The organism is Pseudomonas sp. LBUM1648 (assembly GCF_059716145.1).
Genome location: NZ_CP166808.1, coordinates 53,155 through 69,150 on the forward strand (window position 1 = coordinate 53,155; position 15,996 = coordinate 69,150).

General features: G+C 59.6%; 14 protein-coding genes. 3 read left to right on the forward strand and 11 right to left on the reverse strand.

The window, feature by feature from the left end; genetic code table 11:
• Positions 1 to 123 precede the first annotated feature (123 nt).
• From ACA043_RS00240 to ACA043_RS00250, 3 genes are all read right to left on the reverse strand, one after another.
• Positions 124 to 588 (reverse strand): inhibitor of vertebrate lysozyme family protein, encoded by a 465-nt coding sequence (locus ACA043_RS00240; RefSeq protein ID WP_187677280.1) that lies wholly within the window; start codon positions 586 to 588, stop codon positions 124 to 126.
• Between the two features lie 2 nt (positions 589 to 590).
• Positions 591 to 755 (reverse strand): DUF1328 domain-containing protein, encoded by a 165-nt coding sequence (locus ACA043_RS00245; RefSeq protein ID WP_003177151.1) that lies wholly within the window; start codon positions 753 to 755, stop codon positions 591 to 593.
• Positions 756 to 827: 72 nt separating this feature from the next.
• Positions 828 to 1,112, reverse strand: a complete 285-nt coding sequence (locus ACA043_RS00250) for a hypothetical protein (protein WP_497658400.1) — start codon at positions 1,110 to 1,112, stop codon at positions 828 to 830.
• Between the two features lie 427 nt (positions 1,113 to 1,539).
• Between ACA043_RS00250 and algB the strand changes: the two genes are divergently transcribed.
• Positions 1,540 to 2,886, forward strand: coding sequence for a sigma-54-dependent response regulator transcription factor AlgB (gene algB, locus ACA043_RS00255; protein WP_305440665.1), 1,347 nt, complete (start codon positions 1,540 to 1,542; stop codon positions 2,884 to 2,886).
• 10 nt (positions 2,887 to 2,896) lie between these two features.
• Positions 2,897 to 4,687: a KinB sensor domain-containing domain gene (locus ACA043_RS00260; protein ID WP_497658401.1), complete on the forward strand. Its 1,791-nt coding sequence runs from the start codon at positions 2,897 to 2,899 to the stop codon at positions 4,685 to 4,687.
• On the opposite strand, the gene ACA043_RS00265 is transcribed toward ACA043_RS00260, so the two are convergent.
• From ACA043_RS00265 to ACA043_RS00295, 7 genes are all read right to left on the reverse strand, one after another.
• Positions 4,684 to 6,300: an EAL domain-containing protein gene (locus ACA043_RS00265; RefSeq protein WP_187677284.1), complete on the reverse strand. Its 1,617-nt coding sequence runs from the start codon at positions 6,298 to 6,300 to the stop codon at positions 4,684 to 4,686. The genes ACA043_RS00260 and ACA043_RS00265 overlap by 4 nt on opposite strands.
• Before the next feature lie 73 nt (positions 6,301 to 6,373).
• Positions 6,374 to 7,156, reverse strand: a complete 783-nt coding sequence (locus ACA043_RS00270; protein ID WP_401268273.1) for an N-acetylmuramoyl-L-alanine amidase — start codon at positions 7,154 to 7,156, stop codon at positions 6,374 to 6,376.
• A 101-nt stretch (positions 7,157 to 7,257) separates the two neighbouring features.
• Positions 7,258 to 9,330, reverse strand: coding sequence for a GGDEF domain-containing protein (locus ACA043_RS00275; RefSeq protein ID WP_497658402.1), 2,073 nt, complete (start codon positions 9,328 to 9,330; stop codon positions 7,258 to 7,260).
• The gene (locus tag ACA043_RS00280; RefSeq protein ID WP_497615796.1) at positions 9,327 to 10,205 is read right to left on the reverse strand and encodes an endonuclease/exonuclease/phosphatase family protein; all 879 of its coding nucleotides are present in this window, start codon (positions 10,203 to 10,205) and stop codon (positions 9,327 to 9,329) included. Before ACA043_RS00280 ends, ACA043_RS00275 begins: the two co-directional genes overlap by 4 nt.
• 14 nt (positions 10,206 to 10,219) lie before the next feature.
• The gene (locus ACA043_RS00285) at positions 10,220 to 10,861 is read right to left on the reverse strand and encodes a thiol:disulfide interchange protein DsbA/DsbL (protein WP_497658403.1); all 642 of its coding nucleotides are present in this window, start codon (positions 10,859 to 10,861) and stop codon (positions 10,220 to 10,222) included.
• A 200-nt stretch (positions 10,862 to 11,061) separates the two neighbouring features.
• Positions 11,062 to 11,673 (reverse strand): c-type cytochrome, encoded by a 612-nt coding sequence (locus tag ACA043_RS00290; protein WP_187677289.1) that lies wholly within the window; start codon positions 11,671 to 11,673, stop codon positions 11,062 to 11,064.
• A 32-nt stretch (positions 11,674 to 11,705) separates the two neighbouring features.
• Complete coding sequence (locus tag ACA043_RS00295; protein ID WP_497658404.1) at positions 11,706 to 11,978, reverse strand: c-type cytochrome; 273 nt, start codon at positions 11,976 to 11,978, stop codon at positions 11,706 to 11,708.
• 217 nt (positions 11,979 to 12,195) lie between these two features.
• On the opposite strand from ACA043_RS00295, the gene yihA reads away from it, so the two are divergent.
• Positions 12,196 to 12,852, forward strand: a complete 657-nt coding sequence (gene yihA, locus ACA043_RS00300; protein WP_401268283.1) for a ribosome biogenesis GTP-binding protein YihA/YsxC — start codon at positions 12,196 to 12,198, stop codon at positions 12,850 to 12,852.
• Positions 12,853 to 13,135: 283 nt separating this feature from the next.
• Here yihA and polA read toward each other — a convergent pair whose 3' ends face one another.
• Complete coding sequence (gene polA, locus ACA043_RS00305; protein ID WP_497615801.1) at positions 13,136 to 15,940, reverse strand: DNA polymerase I; 2,805 nt, start codon at positions 15,938 to 15,940, stop codon at positions 13,136 to 13,138.
• Positions 15,941 to 15,996 lie beyond the last annotated feature (56 nt).

A 15,996-nucleotide genomic window follows, 5' to 3' on the forward strand; every position in this document is an offset into this window, starting at 1 on the left:
ACCCGTAGGTCACTCCGACCCTGTAACAGTCAGAACGTCCCGGCCCCTTGGTCATGCGCCGGCCTTCCTCGGGTGGGCACAATGGAGGGCAGCGGGGGGGCTGCCCTCATGTTCAAACTCGCATCAATACCACTTCGGATCTTTCTTCAGAGTTTCCATCAAAAGATCCTGCATGCCCTGGTCGGGTTTGCCGAGGAAGCGGTAGGTGGCATGTCGCGTTGGCGACTTGTCAGCCGGCAGACCTTCGGGCACATCGACGAGCATGGCGTAGGCATCTTTCTTGTCGAAACTGAACGCGACGATCAAGCGGTGGTTCAGGCATTTGTCTGCATTTTCACAGAGCGGCCCAACCAGATACTGGTCGCCATCTTCAGTCACGGCATTCATTTGCTGGTCAGGCGTGCCGGACAGGTTCATCACCCATTCCGGCAAGCGTTCTTCCTTCTTTACCACGCCTTCCCAGGTTTCCCGGTATTGCGGGTCGGAACTCAAGAGTTCGTTGACTCGCGTCTGGCCGTCGTTGGCCGCCATCGCCATGGCACTACCGCCCAGAAGCAGGGCGGCTGCCAATGTCTTTAACGCAATCATCGTTAACCTCGGCCGCGACGGCCAAAGAAGAAGGAAGCGATGAACATCACCAGGAACACGACAAAGAGAATCTTGGCGATACCCGTGGCGGTGCCCGCGATACCACCGAAGCCCAGTACTGCAGCGATGATGGCAATGATCAAGAATGTAATTGCCCAGCTCAACATGGTGATTCTCCTTACTTCTCTATTTAGGGGTGTGGCGTGTTCCGGCGCATCGCGCCCGAATCTGTTTAACAGTTAGAAAACCCAGCGCTCTTCACGTGGCATCTGATCCATTGGCTGCGCCTGATCAACATCCATCATGCGCATCGAGGCGCTCTCTGCCTGGCTAATGCTGACGGCGCTGAAGTGCTTCTGCGTGCTGTGTTGCATCGAGATCAGCGGCTCAGCCTTCTGGCTGTTTTCCCAGCTCAGGTATTGCTGGCACGCGATCAGGGTGATCAACAGGGCAAGAACGCCGAACAGGCCTTGCTGGATATGCAGTGGCGAGATACGCACTTGGGCGGCACGTTGGCGAGTCATCCTGGGTTCCTCACTCTTATTCGGTTGGGGCAGTTCTGATCTGCCCGGGCTGAAAGAGATATTGCAGGCTGCATGCCAATTTTTTATTTGGAAAATATTCAATAAAATCAATTGGTTATGAGTGCTATAAAAATGAATTACGACGCATCCTGCACGATGGGGCTCCTAGGATCGTGCGCAATGCACGATTATTTCGTAGGAGATTTCATTCTTATGGAATTGAGAGCAGGGCGCGGATGTCAGAAAAGTACGCAGGGAATCCCCTGCAAATCGATGATTGTTTAAAAAATCAACAAAATCAGTGTATTAGCCGTAAAGGCAGGAGAGAGCTACCCTCCTATGGCTGGCATCGTTCAGAATCAACCATGCAACTTGCCCGATTTTTCCGGGACTAACCCAAGACCAATCACTATGGAGCGTAGGAAAAATGGAATCTGCCACTGAGCATCAAGGCCGCATTCTGCTGGTGGACGACGAATCCGCCATCCTGCGAACCTTCCGTTATTGCCTCGAAGATGAAGGCTATACGGTCGCCACTGCCAACAGCGCGGCCCAGGCCGACGCACTGCTGCAACGCCAGGTCTTTGATCTGTGCTTCCTTGATTTGCGCTTGGGCGAAGACAACGGCCTCGATGTGCTGGCGCAAATGCGCATTCAGGCGCCGTGGATGCGCGTGGTGATCGTCACCGCGCATTCGGCTGTCGATACCGCCGTGGATGCCATTCAGGCTGGCGCCGCCGACTATCTGGTCAAGCCGTGCAGCCCGGATCAATTGCGCCTGGCGACCGCCAAGCAACTGGAAGTGCGCCAACTCTCGGCACGTCTTGAAGCCCTCGAAGGCGAAATCCGCAAGCCGAAGGACGGCCTCGATTCTCACAGCCCGGCGATGAAAGTCGTGCTGGAGACTGCGCGGCAGGTGGCGAGCACTGACGCCAACATTCTTATTCTCGGCGAGTCCGGCACCGGTAAAGGTGAACTGGCCCGGGCGATTCACGGCTGGAGCAAGCGCGAGAAGAAATCCTGCGTGACCATCAATTGCCCGTCGCTGACCGCCGAGCTGATGGAAAGTGAGCTGTTCGGTCACAGTCGCGGTGCGTTTACCGGTGCCAGCGAAAGTACTTTGGGTCGCGTCAATCAGGCCGACGGCGGTACGCTGTTTCTCGACGAGATCGGCGATTTTCCCCTGACGTTGCAACCAAAGTTGCTGCGCTTCATTCAGGACAAGGAATACGAGCGGGTAGGCGACCCGGTGACCCGCCGCGCCGACGTGCGGATTCTGGCGGCGACCAACCTCAATCTTGAAGACATGGTGCGCGACGGGCGTTTCCGTGAAGACCTGCTCTATCGCCTCAACGTCATCACCTTGCACTTGCCGCCGTTGCGCGAGCGCAGCGAAGATATTTTGACCCTGGCCGACCGCTTTCTTGCCCGCTTCGTTAAAGAGTACGCACGTCCGGCTCGGGGGTTCAGCGACGAAGCCCGTGAGGCGCTGCTCGGCTATCGCTGGCCGGGCAACATCCGCGAGTTGCGCAACGTGGTTGAGCGCGCAAGCATCATCTGCCCGCAGGAGCGCGTGGAAATCAGCCATTTGGGCATGGCCGAGCAACCCGCCAGCAATGCGCCAAGGGTCGGCGCGGCGCTGAGCCTGGACGAGTTGGAAAAAGCGCATATCGGCGCCGTTCTGGCCACCGCCGGCACGCTGGATCAAGCGGCGAAAACCCTCGGCATTGATGCCTCGACCCTGTATCGCAAGCGCAAGCAGTACAACCTGTGAGCGCCCGACGATGAAACTGGCGATGAAGTTGCGGACCCGCTTGTTCCTGAGCATTTCCGCACTGATCACCGTGGCTTTGCTCGGGCTGTTGCTCGGGCTGGTCAGCGTGATGCAGATGGCTGGAACTCAGGAAGAGCGGGTGCGCAGTAACTTCGCCACCCTTGATCTGGGCCTCAAGCTGCGGCAGACGCTGGGTGATCAACTGATCATCATGCTGGCGGAAAAGCCTGATCCCCTGGCGTTCGAAGCGTCCAGGCAGCATTATTTCCAGTTGCTCGACGAAGGCATCGCCCAGGAAAAGGAGGGCGATGGTCAGTTGTATGGTTTCAGTCAGGCCAAAAAAGATTATCTGAATTTCCTGCAGGCGTTCGACCTGTCCCGTGACCCTGCCAAGACGATGATGAGCAATGCGGACTTCCGCGAGCGCTTCAATACCTTGCGCAACGGACTGATCGCCGAGCACAAGCATGCGCTCGACAATATCAACGCCGTCCAGCGAGATGCCCGCGAGCGGGCGCTGTTGGTCGCCGGCCTGCTTGGGCTTGTGGGGCTGGCGGTGTTGATCATCGGTTTCGTCACGGCCCAAGGCATTGCCCGGCGTTTCGGCGCACCGATCGAGGCGCTGGCGCGGGCGGCGGACAATATCGGCCAAGGCAACTTTGAAGTGACCCTGCCGATTTCCTCAGCGATGGAAATGAATCTGCTGACCAAGCGGTTCGGGCTGATGGCCGAAGCCTTGCGTGAGCATCAGGCGACTAACGTCGATGAGTTGATGGCCGGTCAACAACGCTTACAGGCCGTGCTCGACAGCATCGATGACGGCTTGCTGATGATCGACCGCGAGGGCCACTTGGAGCATCTCAACCCGGTCGCCCAGCGCCAGTTGGGCTGGGACGATGACCGTCTCGGGCAAGGCCTGGGCAGCGCACTTGGGCGACCTGAGCTGGATGCGCAACTGCAACTGGTGTTGCGCGGCGGCACCCTCGAACGAGCACCGGAAGATTTGAGCATTGAGGTCGACGGCGAATCTCGCCTGCTGACTTACAGCCTGACCCCGGTGAGCCATACCCAGGGGCATATTCTGGGGGCGGTGATGGTTCTGCACGATGTCACTGAGCAGCGTGCCTTCGAGCGGGTGCGCAGCGAATTCGTATTACGTGCCTCCCATGAGCTGCGCACGCCAGTCACTGGTATGCACATGGCGTTCGGCCTGTTCCGTGAGCGGGCGAAGTTTGCGGCGGATTCTCGTGAGGCGGACCTGCTCGACACCGTCAACGAAGAGATGCAGCGCTTGATGCAGTTGATCAACGACTTGCTCAACTTCTCGCGCTACCAGAATGGCCTGCAGAAACTGACACTGGCACCGTGCTCCATCGAAGATTTGCTGGAGCAGGCGCAACTGCGCTTTGCCGACACGGCCGCGGAAAAAGGCATCGCATTGATGGTAGAGGTACAGGGCCCGCTGCCGCGCTTGCAGGCGGATCAAGCGCAACTGGATCGAGTGCTCGACAACCTGATCGATAACGCCCTGCGCCACACCGCCCGCGACGGTCAGATTCGCTTGCAGGCGCGTCGCCACGGCGAGCGAGTGATCATCAGCGTCGAAGACAACGGCGAAGGCATTGCCTACGGCCAGCAAGGGCGAATTTTCGAGCCGTTCGTCCAGGTTGGACGCAAGAAGGGTGGCGCCGGGCTTGGGCTGGCGCTATGCAAGGAAATCGTCCAGCTGCATGGCGGACGGATGGGGGTTTATTCGCGGCCGGGGCAGGGGACTCAGTTCTATATGGCGTTGGCCGTTTAAGCTTCGTCATCCATTCGGCGACCGGCGAGCCGTCGCCCACGGGTGATCAGTTCAATGAACTGTACCGCGCTCAGGGCGTGCGCAAACAGCCAGCCCTGACCGAACTTCACGCCCTCGCTGCTGAGCAATTGGGCTTGTGATTCGAGTTCGATCCCTTCGGCAATCACCTTCAAATCCAGCGCCTGCGCCATATGAATGATGTGTGGCGCGACGCCGCTGCTGGCAGCGTCATGGCCGAGTGCGTCGATGAACGCCTTGTCGATTTTCAGGCAGTCCACCGGCAGTGTTTGCAGGTAGGCGAGGCTGCAATATCCCGTGCCGAAGTCGTCGATCAATACCTGATGGCCGACATCTCGCAATGCTTGCAGGTTTTCCTTCGCCACCACCACATCAATCAGGCCACGTTCGGTGACCTCGAACGCAATCTGCTTGGCCGCCACTCTGTGCAGGGTCAGCAGACGCGCCATGACCTGGCCGATGCGCGGCACCATCACGTCACAGGCAGCGAGGTTGACCGAGATATACAACTGCGGGTTGGCACGCAGCACCGGCCCCAATTGCTCCAGCAAGCGTTGGAGAACGAAGTCGGTCATCTGCCGGATCTGCCCGGTGTTTTCTGCCAGTGGAATGAACAGGTCGGGGCTGGTCAGCGTGCCGTCCGGACGGCGCCAGCGCAGCAGGGCCTCGGCACCTACGCAGTTGCGAGTGTCGAGGTCGAAGATCGGTTGATAGAGCACCTGCAATTCGCCACGGCGGATGGCGCCGTGCAGCTCGGCGTCCAATGACTGACGCTGGCGCACCAGTAAAAACACGAAGAAGCCGACGAACGCGCCGAGCAACAGACAGGCCGGAATCATCCACCACCAGATAGCGGGAATGTGCATGCCGGTGCGCGGCGTGATCAGTACCAGTTGGTATTCCGGGGTGGCGGTGGGCATGCGATAGATCAGCCGCGTCTGGGTGACTTGCAAGGCGTCCTGGCTTTTCGGCGGCCAGTGTTCGGTCGGTGGCCATGCCTGCGCCTTGCCCAGCACCGGAATCGCGCGGGTGCCATGATCCAGCACCACTAACAGGCTGCTGCCGGGTGACAGGTCGACCATGTCGGTCAAATGCCCGCGCGAGGTGGCCACGCGAAAATTGCCGCGGCCGAGCATCAGCGCGGCGCGGTTCTCATCGGGTTCGGTGGTGGTGTTCAGCCAATAGCTGTAAGTCGGGCCTCTGATGTCCGGTGCGCGGACCACCGACAAGCCTTCCTGACGAGGGCGGTTGGAACAGATCCGCGAGGCGTCCATGTAGGCCGCTTCATAGACAAAGCGATAGTTAAAGGTGACCTGCTGCAGCGTGGCGATCATTTCGTCATCGCAACTGCGCAAAGGCTGGGCTTCGAGATCATCAAGACTTTCGCGCAATTGGCCGAACAGCTGCTCGAGACGGGCGAGGAAACGCTCGCCCTGGGCGTTCATTTCCTGGCTTTCACTTTGCTCGACCTGACGCATCGCCAAGAACATCCCGCCGGCGATCAACAGGCTGGTACTGAGGACAGCCGCGATCATCGCCAAAAACCAGGGGCGATAAAACCAGCTACGCAGCGTCTCTCGGGTAGCAACCATCATGGAATATCCGAAGAATTACCAATGAGTTATAGCTGCTGATTGCAATTTCGCCCTGACCGTCGGGCGGGCGTCATTATTTTGTCTGATTGAGTACCAGCAGCAGCGCAGCCGTTTGTGCGTCCGGCGTGCCGTCGAAGCGCGAAGGGCGGAAGTGCATCTGGAAGGCCGCGAGGACGTGGCGCGTTGCGACGTCCAGTTCGCCGGTCTGCGGCGTGTCGTAACCAAGACGCGCCAATTGCCCCTGGAACCAACTGATACTCGGCAGTTCGCTGTTGTTGAACAGCGTTTGCTGGCGTGCCACGGCTTGCTCGTTGGGCCATATGCCCAAGCCTTCGGCTGCGAGACGCTTCCACGGGAACAGCGGGCCCGGATCAAGCTTGCGCAATGGAGCGATGTCGCTGTGACCAATGATGTGCCGTGGGCTGATGCCGTTGCGCTTGCTGATGTCCTTGAGCAGGACGATCAGCGATTGAATCTGCGCCTCGCTGTACGGATACCAAAGGCGCCCGGTAGGGGTGTCCTTGAAGCCGGGGTTGACGATTTCGATGCCGATCGAGCTTGAGTTCAGCCACGTGCGGCCCTGCCACTGGCTTTCACCGGCATGCCAGGCGCGCTGGTTTTCGTCCATCAACTTGTAGACGGTAGCGCTCTTGTCGTCGCCGATCAGGTAATGGCTGCTGACTTCACCATGGGTCAACAGTTGCAGCGAACGCTCCAGCGAAGTCGAGGTGTAATGCACGACCACGAACTGGATGCGGCTGTCGTAATTGACTGAAGGATGGCTGGTGTCATAACGCGGACCGCTGGCGCAACCGGCCAGAACAAGAAGAGACGCGAGGAGGGCAAAGAATTTCATGGCAGAAGGCTGTACGCACAAGACAGTAATGCAACAGTGTAACGTACTGCCTTGCGTGAAGACGGTCAGCGGGCGGATTTAAACAAAATGGAACAATTTGCTCAGCCCAGCTCGACGCGATTGCGCCCTGCATTTTTTGCGCGATAAAGCGCCTGATCGGCTCTTTTCAACACCAGATCACTGTGTTCTCCCGATCTGAACGTCGCCAGTCCCATGGAAATCGTGATCGTCACCCGTTCGCCTTTGAAGTGGAACGGGCAGGCTTCGATCGCTGCACGCAGGGTTTCCAGCAGTTTCGCTCCGACCGCTGGCGGGGTCGCCGGTAGCAGCAGGACGAACTCTTCGCCGCCGAAACGGGCAATGAAATCTGACCCGCGCAGGCGTTTGCGCAGCACGGTTGCGATGATCTTCAGCACTTTGTCGCCAGCCAGGTGGCCATAGTTGTCATTGATCCGCTTGAAGTGATCAAGGTCGAGCATCGCCAGGCTCAGGGTGTTGCCGTGTTGCTGCCACTGCTTGATCTCATGCTCAAGCCGTTCGCTCCAGGCCGCGCGGTTTGGCAGGCCGGTGAGCGGGTCGATGAGGGCTTTCTGGCGCTGTTCTTCAAGGTGCTCGCGGAAGCCCTGTGCCTCTTGCTCCATGTGCGCCACGCGTTCGGACAGACCTTTGAGCCGCGCCGCCACTTCCTGCTCACGGGCGTCGCGCTGTTTCTGGTGTTGATCCATGGTGCCGAGCAAGCCTTCCAGATGGTTCTCCAGCACCTGCTTGAGGTCATCCAGATCCGCTGCTTCCTGCACGCTGGTCTGCAAACCGTCGACTTGCTCGCGGATCTGCGTGTCCATCGCCCGCGCTGCCGAGCTGTTGTCGGCATGGCCTTCGCTGGCGGCTTGCAGGTTGCTCTGAAACGCTTCGAGGCGTTCGTTGAGTTGCTGCAAGTAGGCTTCGAATTCGTGCTGGCCGCTGTCGGTGATGGCCAGCATCAATGTTGCGAGATCGTCGAGGATCGGGATCAGTTCGTACCAGTTCAAGCCGTGTTTCAGCCGTTCGCGCATGGCCTCGGCTTGCGGACGGTGGCGTTCTGGCAGCGTCAGGTCGTCGAGCAGACCGATCAGCGTGTCCTCGATGTGTTTGGCCACGGAGCTATAGGACGGCTCCGGGGAATCCGGCAAGGCGAAAAGAATGTCGTGCTCGGCTTGCTCCGGGTCGATGGCAGCCAGTGCCTGAGCAATAGGTTCGGGCAGGGGCAGGCTGTCGAGGATCAGCGGTGCTGGATCGCCAGGATGAATCAACTCGTCGGGGTTGAAGGCCGCGGGTGGCACTGGAGCCGGAGCCGGAACGGGGGCTGGTGCTGTAACCGCTGGCTCGATGGCTTCTGCTTCCGTCGGAGCGAGGACCGATTCGGAGAAGACCTTGGGCGGAACGAAAGCGACCACGTCGGGTTCGGCTTGAAGCGGAGCCGCAGCGGTTGTCGCCTCGATGGCTGCAACGGGCGCAGCTTCTTTGATCGCCGGAGCGACCACTGTTGGCGCAGCGATGGGGGCTGGGGCGGCTTGCACCGGTTCGGATTCAGGTTCAGGCGCGGCGTGCGGTTGCTCGACGGGGGCGGCCTGCTCAGGCGCAGGAGCAACCGGAGTCGTCGCCTCCTCACTTTCACGAGTGCCAAACAGCCGCTGCAACAACCCCGGGCGTCCTGGCTCTGCCGGCGTCTCCAACTGACTCAACGCCTTGCCCTGCAAACCGCTCAGTTCACTCAGCAGTAGCGGCATTTCCCGCGCTTGTCCGACGCGACCATCCAGTTGCTTGGCAAACTTCTTCAGTGGCTGGGCGACCTCCCGCGGCAGTGGCAACGCCTGCAATTGTGCCACCAGCGAAGTCAGCGCAGTGCTGACCTGATCAATGCGGGTCTCGCGGCGCTGCTCGGAATCGAGCACGGCTTTTTCCAGGCGTGGCAACAGGGCGGCGAGGCCGGCGTCCATGTCGTCGGTGCGCACTACGTCGCGCATCTCTTTCATGCATTGATCAACCACTCGGTCGGTGCCTTCGGCCGCCAGCGTGCTGCGCACCAGGCCTCGGCGAAGCAAATCGAGCCGTGCGGCCCAGCGACGTTCGAGCTTGTCCTGTTGTTCGATGCTTTTGAGGTACTTCTCTTTCCAGCGCTGGGCGTCGTCGCTCATTCAGGGGTTCCGCGAGGGGCAGGGCTCAACGCGGGCAATGCATCGGCCGTGAGCGAACCCGGCAGACGAATCTCTACCGCGACCGGCAGGTGATCGGAAATGGGTTGGGCCAGCACTTCGACCTTTTCCAGGGTCAGGGTCGGGCTGAGCAAAATATGATCAAGGCAGCGCTGAGGGCGCCAGCTGGGGAATGTCGCTTCCACTTGCGGGGCCAGCAAGCCGAGATCGCGTAACGGAGAATGCTGTAGCAGATCGCTGGCATGGGTGTTCATGTCGCCCATCAACACTTGATGTTTATAGCCACTGATCAGGTCACGAATGTAAGCCAGTTGCAGGCTGCGCACTCGTGCGCCGAGGGCCAGGTGCATCATCACCACCACCAGTGCTTCCGGCCCTTCGCCGAAGCGCAGCAGAATTGCCCCGCGACCTTTCGGGCCGGGCAGCGGGTGATCTTCAATCGCCCACGGGCGCAGACGACTGAGCACGCCGTTGCTGTGCTGGGCCAGTCGACCGAGGTTGCGATTGAGTTGTTGATACCAGTAGGGGAAGGCTCCGAGATGAGCCAGGTGTTCGACTTGATTGACATAGCCTGAGCGCAGGCTGCCGCCGTCGGCTTCCTGCAGGGCGACCAGATCGAAGTCGCCGAGCAGGTCGCCAATCTTCTGCAAATTGCCTGAGCGCCCGGTGTGCGGCAGCAAATGCTGCCAGCTACGGGTCAGGTAATGCCGATAACGCTCGGTGCTGATACCGACCTGGATGTTGAAACTGAGCAAGCGCAGACGCTGGTCTGCGGGCAGGCCCGTAGATGCCAGGTGATGCTCGTTGACCTGCGGATCATGCAGGCCAACGGTGCGTTCGGTCTTCCAGCGGCGCATGGCGGTTGCCGCGCTTAGTTGGCAGCAGCCTTGTTGGTCGCGCGCTCTTTGGCGACCAGTTGGTCGGCCAGTTTCAGAGCCTGTTCGGCACCGCCGGCGGAGCCGATATCGAAGCGGTACTTGCCGTTGACGATCATGGTTGGAACGCCAGTGATTTCATACTTCTTGGCCAGTTCTTTGGCTTTTGCGATCTTGCCTTTGATGGCGAAAGAGTTGAACGTGGCCAGGAACTTGTCCTTGTCGACGCCTTGGGTGGCGAGGAAGTCAGCCATGTCGTTCTTGTCGGTCAGCTTTTTGTGTTGTTTCTGGATGGCTTCGAAAACCGCAGCGTGAACCTTGTGCTCGACACCCATGGCTTCCAGCGTCAGGAACATCTGGCCGTGAGCGTCCCAAGGGCCGCCGAACATGGCAGGAATGCGCACGAAATTCACATCTTTAGGCAGTTTTTCGACCCATGGGTTGATCACCGGCTCAAAGGCGTAGCAGTGCGGGCAGCCGTACCAGAACAGCTCGACCACTTCGATCTTGCCAGGCTCTGCCACTGGCACCGGATTAGCCAGTTCAACATAAGGTGCGGCAGGGGCTTCAGCGGCCTGCGCGGTCACGCCGAACAGGCTGGCAGCGACGAGGGCGGCGCTGATGATCAGATTACGCATGCTTTACTCCTGGACAATTTTGGTCGCCTCGCGCGACCTGTTTTCAGACAGGTCCTGGCGGGCATGAGTTCTGTAGTGTAACGGCAGCGGCCACAAAAAAGGGCGGCCAAAGCCACCCTTTTTATACTTGCTGCGACGGATTAATCGAGCGTTAACGTTGCAAGAGATGTCCATCGCCTGAAACGCTTGATCCGGGGCCCTTAGTGCAGACCTTGAATGTAACTGGAGACCGCTGCAATGTCTTCGTCGCTCAGGCGTTTGGCGATGGTCTGCATGGTCATGGTGTCGCCGTCGTTGGTGCGGCCGCCTTCTTCCTTGCGGAAATCGGTCAGCTGTTTGGCGATGTATTGAGCGTGTTGGCCACCCAGATGCGGGAAACCGGCGGCGGCGTTGCCGGTACCGTTCGGCGAATGGCAACCTGTACAGGCTGGCAGACCCTTGGTCAGGTTGCCGCCCCGGAACAGCGCTTCACCGCGTGCGACCAGCTTCGGATCGGCGGCGCCGACGCTGCCTTTCTGGCTGGCGAAGTACGCGGCCATGTCAGCCAGATCCTGATCGCTCAGGTTGGTCAACAGCCCGGTCATTTCCAGAACGACGCGTTTGCCCGACTTGATATCGTGCAGTTGCTTGGTCAGGTAGCGTTCACCCTGGCCGGCCAGTTTTGGAAAATTTGGCGCCATGCTGTTCCCGTCCGGGCCATGACAGGCTCCGCATACGGCAACTTTTGCCTGGCCGGCTGCTGCATCACCTGCAGCATGGGCGAAACCTGAGATTCCCACGGTCAACAGCAGACTCACGATCAATTTGTTCATCAGCTAATCCAACTACGGCTAAGGGTTAAGAGTTATGGACCGGGCTTACTCGCGCTCATCCAAAGGATGATGGCCTGGTAATCCTCGGCACTGCAGTCCATGCACAAACCACGCGGCGGCATCGCCTTGAAACCCTGGGTCACGTGTTGTACCAGCGTCCCCATACCCTTCGCCAACCTCGGCGTCCAGGCTGCCTCATCGCCTCTTTCGGGCGCCATGGGCAGTTGGCCGGAATGACAGGCACTACAAACACGGTTGTACACGGCTTCCGGATCCTGTGTAGCCTGTGCGCTGTAAAGCGGCATCAAGACTCCGGTAGCCAGCAGCCATTGAAACGACCTTTTCAGGGTTGAGAGCGTTTTGCGTTCTAATGCGCAATCAAGGTCTGTCGCTCTCGTGTACTTCATCCTTCGCTGGGACAAAGCACACACAAAATCTGCGGCATTATATACTGGCGTCACTGAAACGGAAGCGACACCGCGTTCCGCGCCCATTCCCGGCGCCGCCCACATCGGAAATCCCATGCAGCTCAAAAATCCCATCCTCGGCCTGTGCCAACAGTCCACGTTTATGCTCAGTGCGGCCAAAGTCGATCAGTGTCCCGACGACGAAGGCTTTGAAGTGGCCTTCGCCGGTCGTTCCAACGCCGGCAAATCCAGCGCCCTGAACACCCTGACTCACGCCAGCCTGGCGCGGACCTCGAAAACCCCGGGTCGCACACAGCTGTTGAACTTCTTCAAGCTAGACGATGATCGTCGTCTGGTCGACCTGCCGGGCTACGGTTATGCAAAAGTACCGATCCCGCTGAAGATGCACTGGCAGCGTCACCTTGAGGCTTACCTCGGTGGCCGCGAGAGTTTGAAGGGGTTGATTCTGATGATGGACATCCGTCATCCAATGACCGACTTCGACCTGCTGATGCTCGACTGGGCCGTTGCGGCCGGCATGCCGATGCACATCCTGCTGACCAAAGCGGACAAGCTGACTTATGGCGCAGCCAAGAACACGCTGCTCAAAGTGCAGTCGGAAATTCGCAAGGGGTGGGGTGATCTGGTGACGATCCAGCTGTTCTCCGCGCCGAAACGCATGGGGCTGGAAGACGCCTACACTGTATTGGCAGGCTGGATGGAACTGGCTGACAAGGGCTCAGAATTGCCTGGAGAGCTGCCTGCTGAGTAAATCGCAGGCAAAAAAAGCCCCGGACTTCATATGGGGAGGGAGAAGTTCCGGGGTTCAAGTTCCGAACCGCTAGGGCGGGGTTCAGATATCTGCCAACACTTAACACAACATAGGAGCATCGAAGGGCTTCACCAGCCATTCAGTAACTCTGAGTAGTGGTCTGCAAGATTAGTTCAGATTTTTTTCAAAAAGCTTTGGAATAACCCCAAGAGCTTTTCTGACTAAGCGCTTTTCGAGGTTTTTGCCGCGACGCCACGCCGCGGCAAAACCGCCTTCAAATGGCTCAGTGAGCCTCATCCCAGTTGTTGCCCACGCCGACTTCCACCAGCAGCGGCACATCCAGCTTGGCTGCTTCGCTCATGTGCTGACGAATCTCGACGCTGACCTGCTCGACCAGATCCTCGCGAACCTCCAGCACCAGTTCATCGTGCACCTGCAGGATGACTTTGGCGTCCAGCCCGGACGTCGCCAGCCAGTTATCCACCGCCACCATGGCTTTCTTGATGATGTCTGCTGCGGTGCCCTGCATCGGCGCGTTGATCGCCGTGCGTTCGGCGGCGGCGCGTTCCTGCGGCTTGTTGGAGTTGATCTCCGGCAGGTACAGGCGACGACCGAAGAACGTTTCTACGTAGCCCTGATCCGCCGCCTGGGCGCGGGTGCGATCCATGTACTCGCGCACGCCCGGGTAACGAGCGAAGTAGGTATCGATGTAGGCCTTGGCCGTTTTGGTGTCGACGCCGATGTCCTTGCCGAGCTTCTGCGCGCCCATGCCATAGATCAGCCCGAAGTTGATCGCCTTGGCGCCACGGCGCTGGTCGGAGGTCACCTCGTTGAGTTCGACCTTGAACACTTCAGCGGCGGTCGCGGTGTGTACATCCAGATTGTTGCGGAAGGCATTCATCAGGCCTTCGTCCTTGGACAGGTGCGCCATGATCCGCAGTTCGATCTGCGAATAGTCCGCCGCCAGCAGTTTGTAACCCTTTGGCGCGACGAAGGCCTGACGGATGCGCCGACCTTCAGCGGTACGCACCGGAATGTTCTGCAGGTTTGGATCGCTGGAGGACAAGCGACCGGTCGATGCCACGGCCTGATGGTACGAGGTGTGAATGCGCCCGGTACGCGGGTTGATCTGCTCCGGCAGGCGATCGGTGTAAGTGCTTTTCAGCTTGCTCATCGACCGGTGCTCCATCAGCACTTTCGGCAAGCGATGATCGTCTTCGGCCAGTTTCGCCAGCACTTCTTCGGCGGTGGACGGTTGGCCCTTGGCAGTTTTTTTCAAAACCGGCAGGCCGAGTTTCTCGTAGAGAATCACGCCCAGTTGCTTGGGCGAGCCAAGGTTGAATTCTTCGCCGGCGATCTCGAACGCTTCGCGCTCCAGTGCCACCATCTTGTTGCCCAGTTCGATGCTCTGGATGCCCAGCAGCTCGGCGTCGACGAACGCACCCTGACGCTCTATCCGCGCCAGCACTGGCACCAGCGGGATTTCGATGTCGGTGAGCACGCTGGCCAGGCTCGGGATCGCGCTGAGTTTTTCGAACAGGGTTTGATGCAGACGCAAAGTGATGTCGGCATCTTCAGCGGCATATGGCCCGGCCTGTTCCAGAGCGATCTGGTCGAAAGTCAGCTGCTTGGCGCCTTTGCCGGCAATGTCCTGGAAACTCACGGTGGTGTGATCCAGGTACTTCTGCGCCAGGCTGTCCATGTCGTGGCGGGTGGCGGTGGAGTTGAGCACGTAGGACTCAAGCATGGTGTCGAAAGCGATGCCGCGCACGGTGATGCCTTCGTTCTGATCGCCGCCGATGGCGCAGTTGGCCAGAATGTTCATGTCGAACTTGGCGTGCTGGCCGACCTTGAGCTTGGTCGGGTCTTCCAGAATCGGCTTGAGCGCGCGCAGCACGGTGTCGCGATCCAGTTGCTCCGGCACGCCGATGTAGGAGTGAGTCAGCGGAATGTAGGCTGCTTCGTTGGCCTGCACGGCGAACGACAGACCGACCAGTTGCGCCTGCTGCGCGTCGATGCCGGTGGTTTCGGTGTCGAAGGCGAACAACTTGGCGTTCTTGAGCTTTTCCAGCCAGACGTCGAAGCGGGCCTGATCGAGGATGGTTTCATAGGCGGCTTCAGCGGGGGCGGCTGGCGCTTCGGCTTCTGGCGCGCTGAACAGGTCGCCTGCTGGTGCAGGCGCGGCGGCAGCGCTCAGTTCCAGGCGCTTGGCGTCGCGATCCAGATCATTGATCCAGCTTTTGAATTCCAGCAGGGTGTACAACTCGTAGAGCTTGGCCGGGTCTTCCGCGCCCATTTGCAGATCGTCGAGTTCTACGTCGAGCGGCACGTCGACCTTGATGGTCGCCAATTGGTAGGAGAGGAACGCCATCTCCTTGTGCTCTTCGAGCTTGGCCGGCAGGGTCTTGGCGCCGCGAATCGGCAGGGTCGGGACGATGTCGAGATTCGCGTACAACTCGGTCAGGCCGCCGTTGACGCCGACCAACAGGCCGGACGCGGTCTTCGGGCCGATGCCGGGAACACCCGGGATGTTGTCGGAAGAGTCGCCCATCAGGGCCAGATAATCGATGATCTGCTCGGGTGCGACGCCGAATTTCTCCTTCACGCCCTCCACGTCCATCGAGCTACCGGACATGGTGTTGACCAAGGTAATGTGGCCGTCGACCAATTGCGCCATGTCCTTGTCGCCGGTGGAGATGATCACCGGGCGATCAGCAGCCGCGCTGCTGCGCGCCAGTGTGCCGATCACATCGTCGGCCTCGACGCCTTCCACGCACAGCAGCGGGAAGCCGAGGGCGATCACGCTCTGGTGCAGCGGCTCGATCTGCACGCGCATGTCGTCGGGCATGCTGGGGCGGTTGGCCTTGTATTCGGCGTACATCTCATCGCGAAATGTCCCGCCCTTGGCGTCGAAAACCACGGCGAACGGGCTGTCCGGGTACTGCTTGCGCAGACTCTTGAGCATGTTCAGCACGCCCTTGACCGCGCCGGTCGGCAGGCCTTTGGAGGTGGTCAAAGGAGGCAGGGCGTGGAAAGCGCGGTACAGGTAAGACGAACCGTCCACCAGGACGAGGGGGGCTTGGCTCATGAGCAGAATCAACCTTTTCGGCGGGCCCGGCGCTAGAATAGCGGGACCGTTGACGA

What these genes read in the sequence shown, in the direction of transcription:
- algB (WP_305440665.1), top strand. Translation starts at nt 1,540, where the DNA reads ATGGAATCTGCCACTGAGCATCAAGGCCGCATTCTGCTGGTGGACGAC.
- polA (WP_497615801.1), bottom strand. Translation starts at nt 15,940, where the DNA reads ATGAGCCAAGCCCCCCTCGTCCTGGTGGACGGTTCGTCTTACCTGTAC.
- ACA043_RS00295 (WP_497658404.1), bottom strand. Translation starts at nt 11,978, where the DNA reads ATGCCGCTTTACAGCGCACAGGCTACACAGGATCCGGAAGCCGTGTAC.
- ACA043_RS00245 (WP_003177151.1), bottom strand. Translation starts at nt 755, where the DNA reads ATGTTGAGCTGGGCAATTACATTCTTGATCATTGCCATCATCGCTGCA.
- ACA043_RS00275 (WP_497658402.1), bottom strand. Translation starts at nt 9,330, where the DNA reads ATGAGCGACGACGCCCAGCGCTGGAAAGAGAAGTACCTCAAAAGCATC.
- ACA043_RS00240 (WP_187677280.1), bottom strand. Translation starts at nt 588, where the DNA reads ATGATTGCGTTAAAGACATTGGCAGCCGCCCTGCTTCTGGGCGGTAGT.
- ACA043_RS00285 (WP_497658403.1), bottom strand. Translation starts at nt 10,861, where the DNA reads ATGCGTAATCTGATCATCAGCGCCGCCCTCGTCGCTGCCAGCCTGTTC.
- ACA043_RS00250 (WP_497658400.1), bottom strand. Translation starts at nt 1,112, where the DNA reads ATGACTCGCCAACGTGCCGCCCAAGTGCGTATCTCGCCACTGCATATC.
- yihA (WP_401268283.1), top strand. Translation starts at nt 12,196, where the DNA reads ATGCAGCTCAAAAATCCCATCCTCGGCCTGTGCCAACAGTCCACGTTT.
- ACA043_RS00260 (WP_497658401.1), top strand. Translation starts at nt 2,897, where the DNA reads ATGAAACTGGCGATGAAGTTGCGGACCCGCTTGTTCCTGAGCATTTCC.
- ACA043_RS00265 (WP_187677284.1), bottom strand. Translation starts at nt 6,300, where the DNA reads ATGATGGTTGCTACCCGAGAGACGCTGCGTAGCTGGTTTTATCGCCCC.
- ACA043_RS00280 (WP_497615796.1), bottom strand. Translation starts at nt 10,205, where the DNA reads ATGCGCCGCTGGAAGACCGAACGCACCGTTGGCCTGCATGATCCGCAG.
- ACA043_RS00270 (WP_401268273.1), bottom strand. Translation starts at nt 7,156, where the DNA reads ATGAAATTCTTTGCCCTCCTCGCGTCTCTTCTTGTTCTGGCCGGTTGC.
- ACA043_RS00290 (WP_187677289.1), bottom strand. Translation starts at nt 11,673, where the DNA reads ATGAACAAATTGATCGTGAGTCTGCTGTTGACCGTGGGAATCTCAGGT.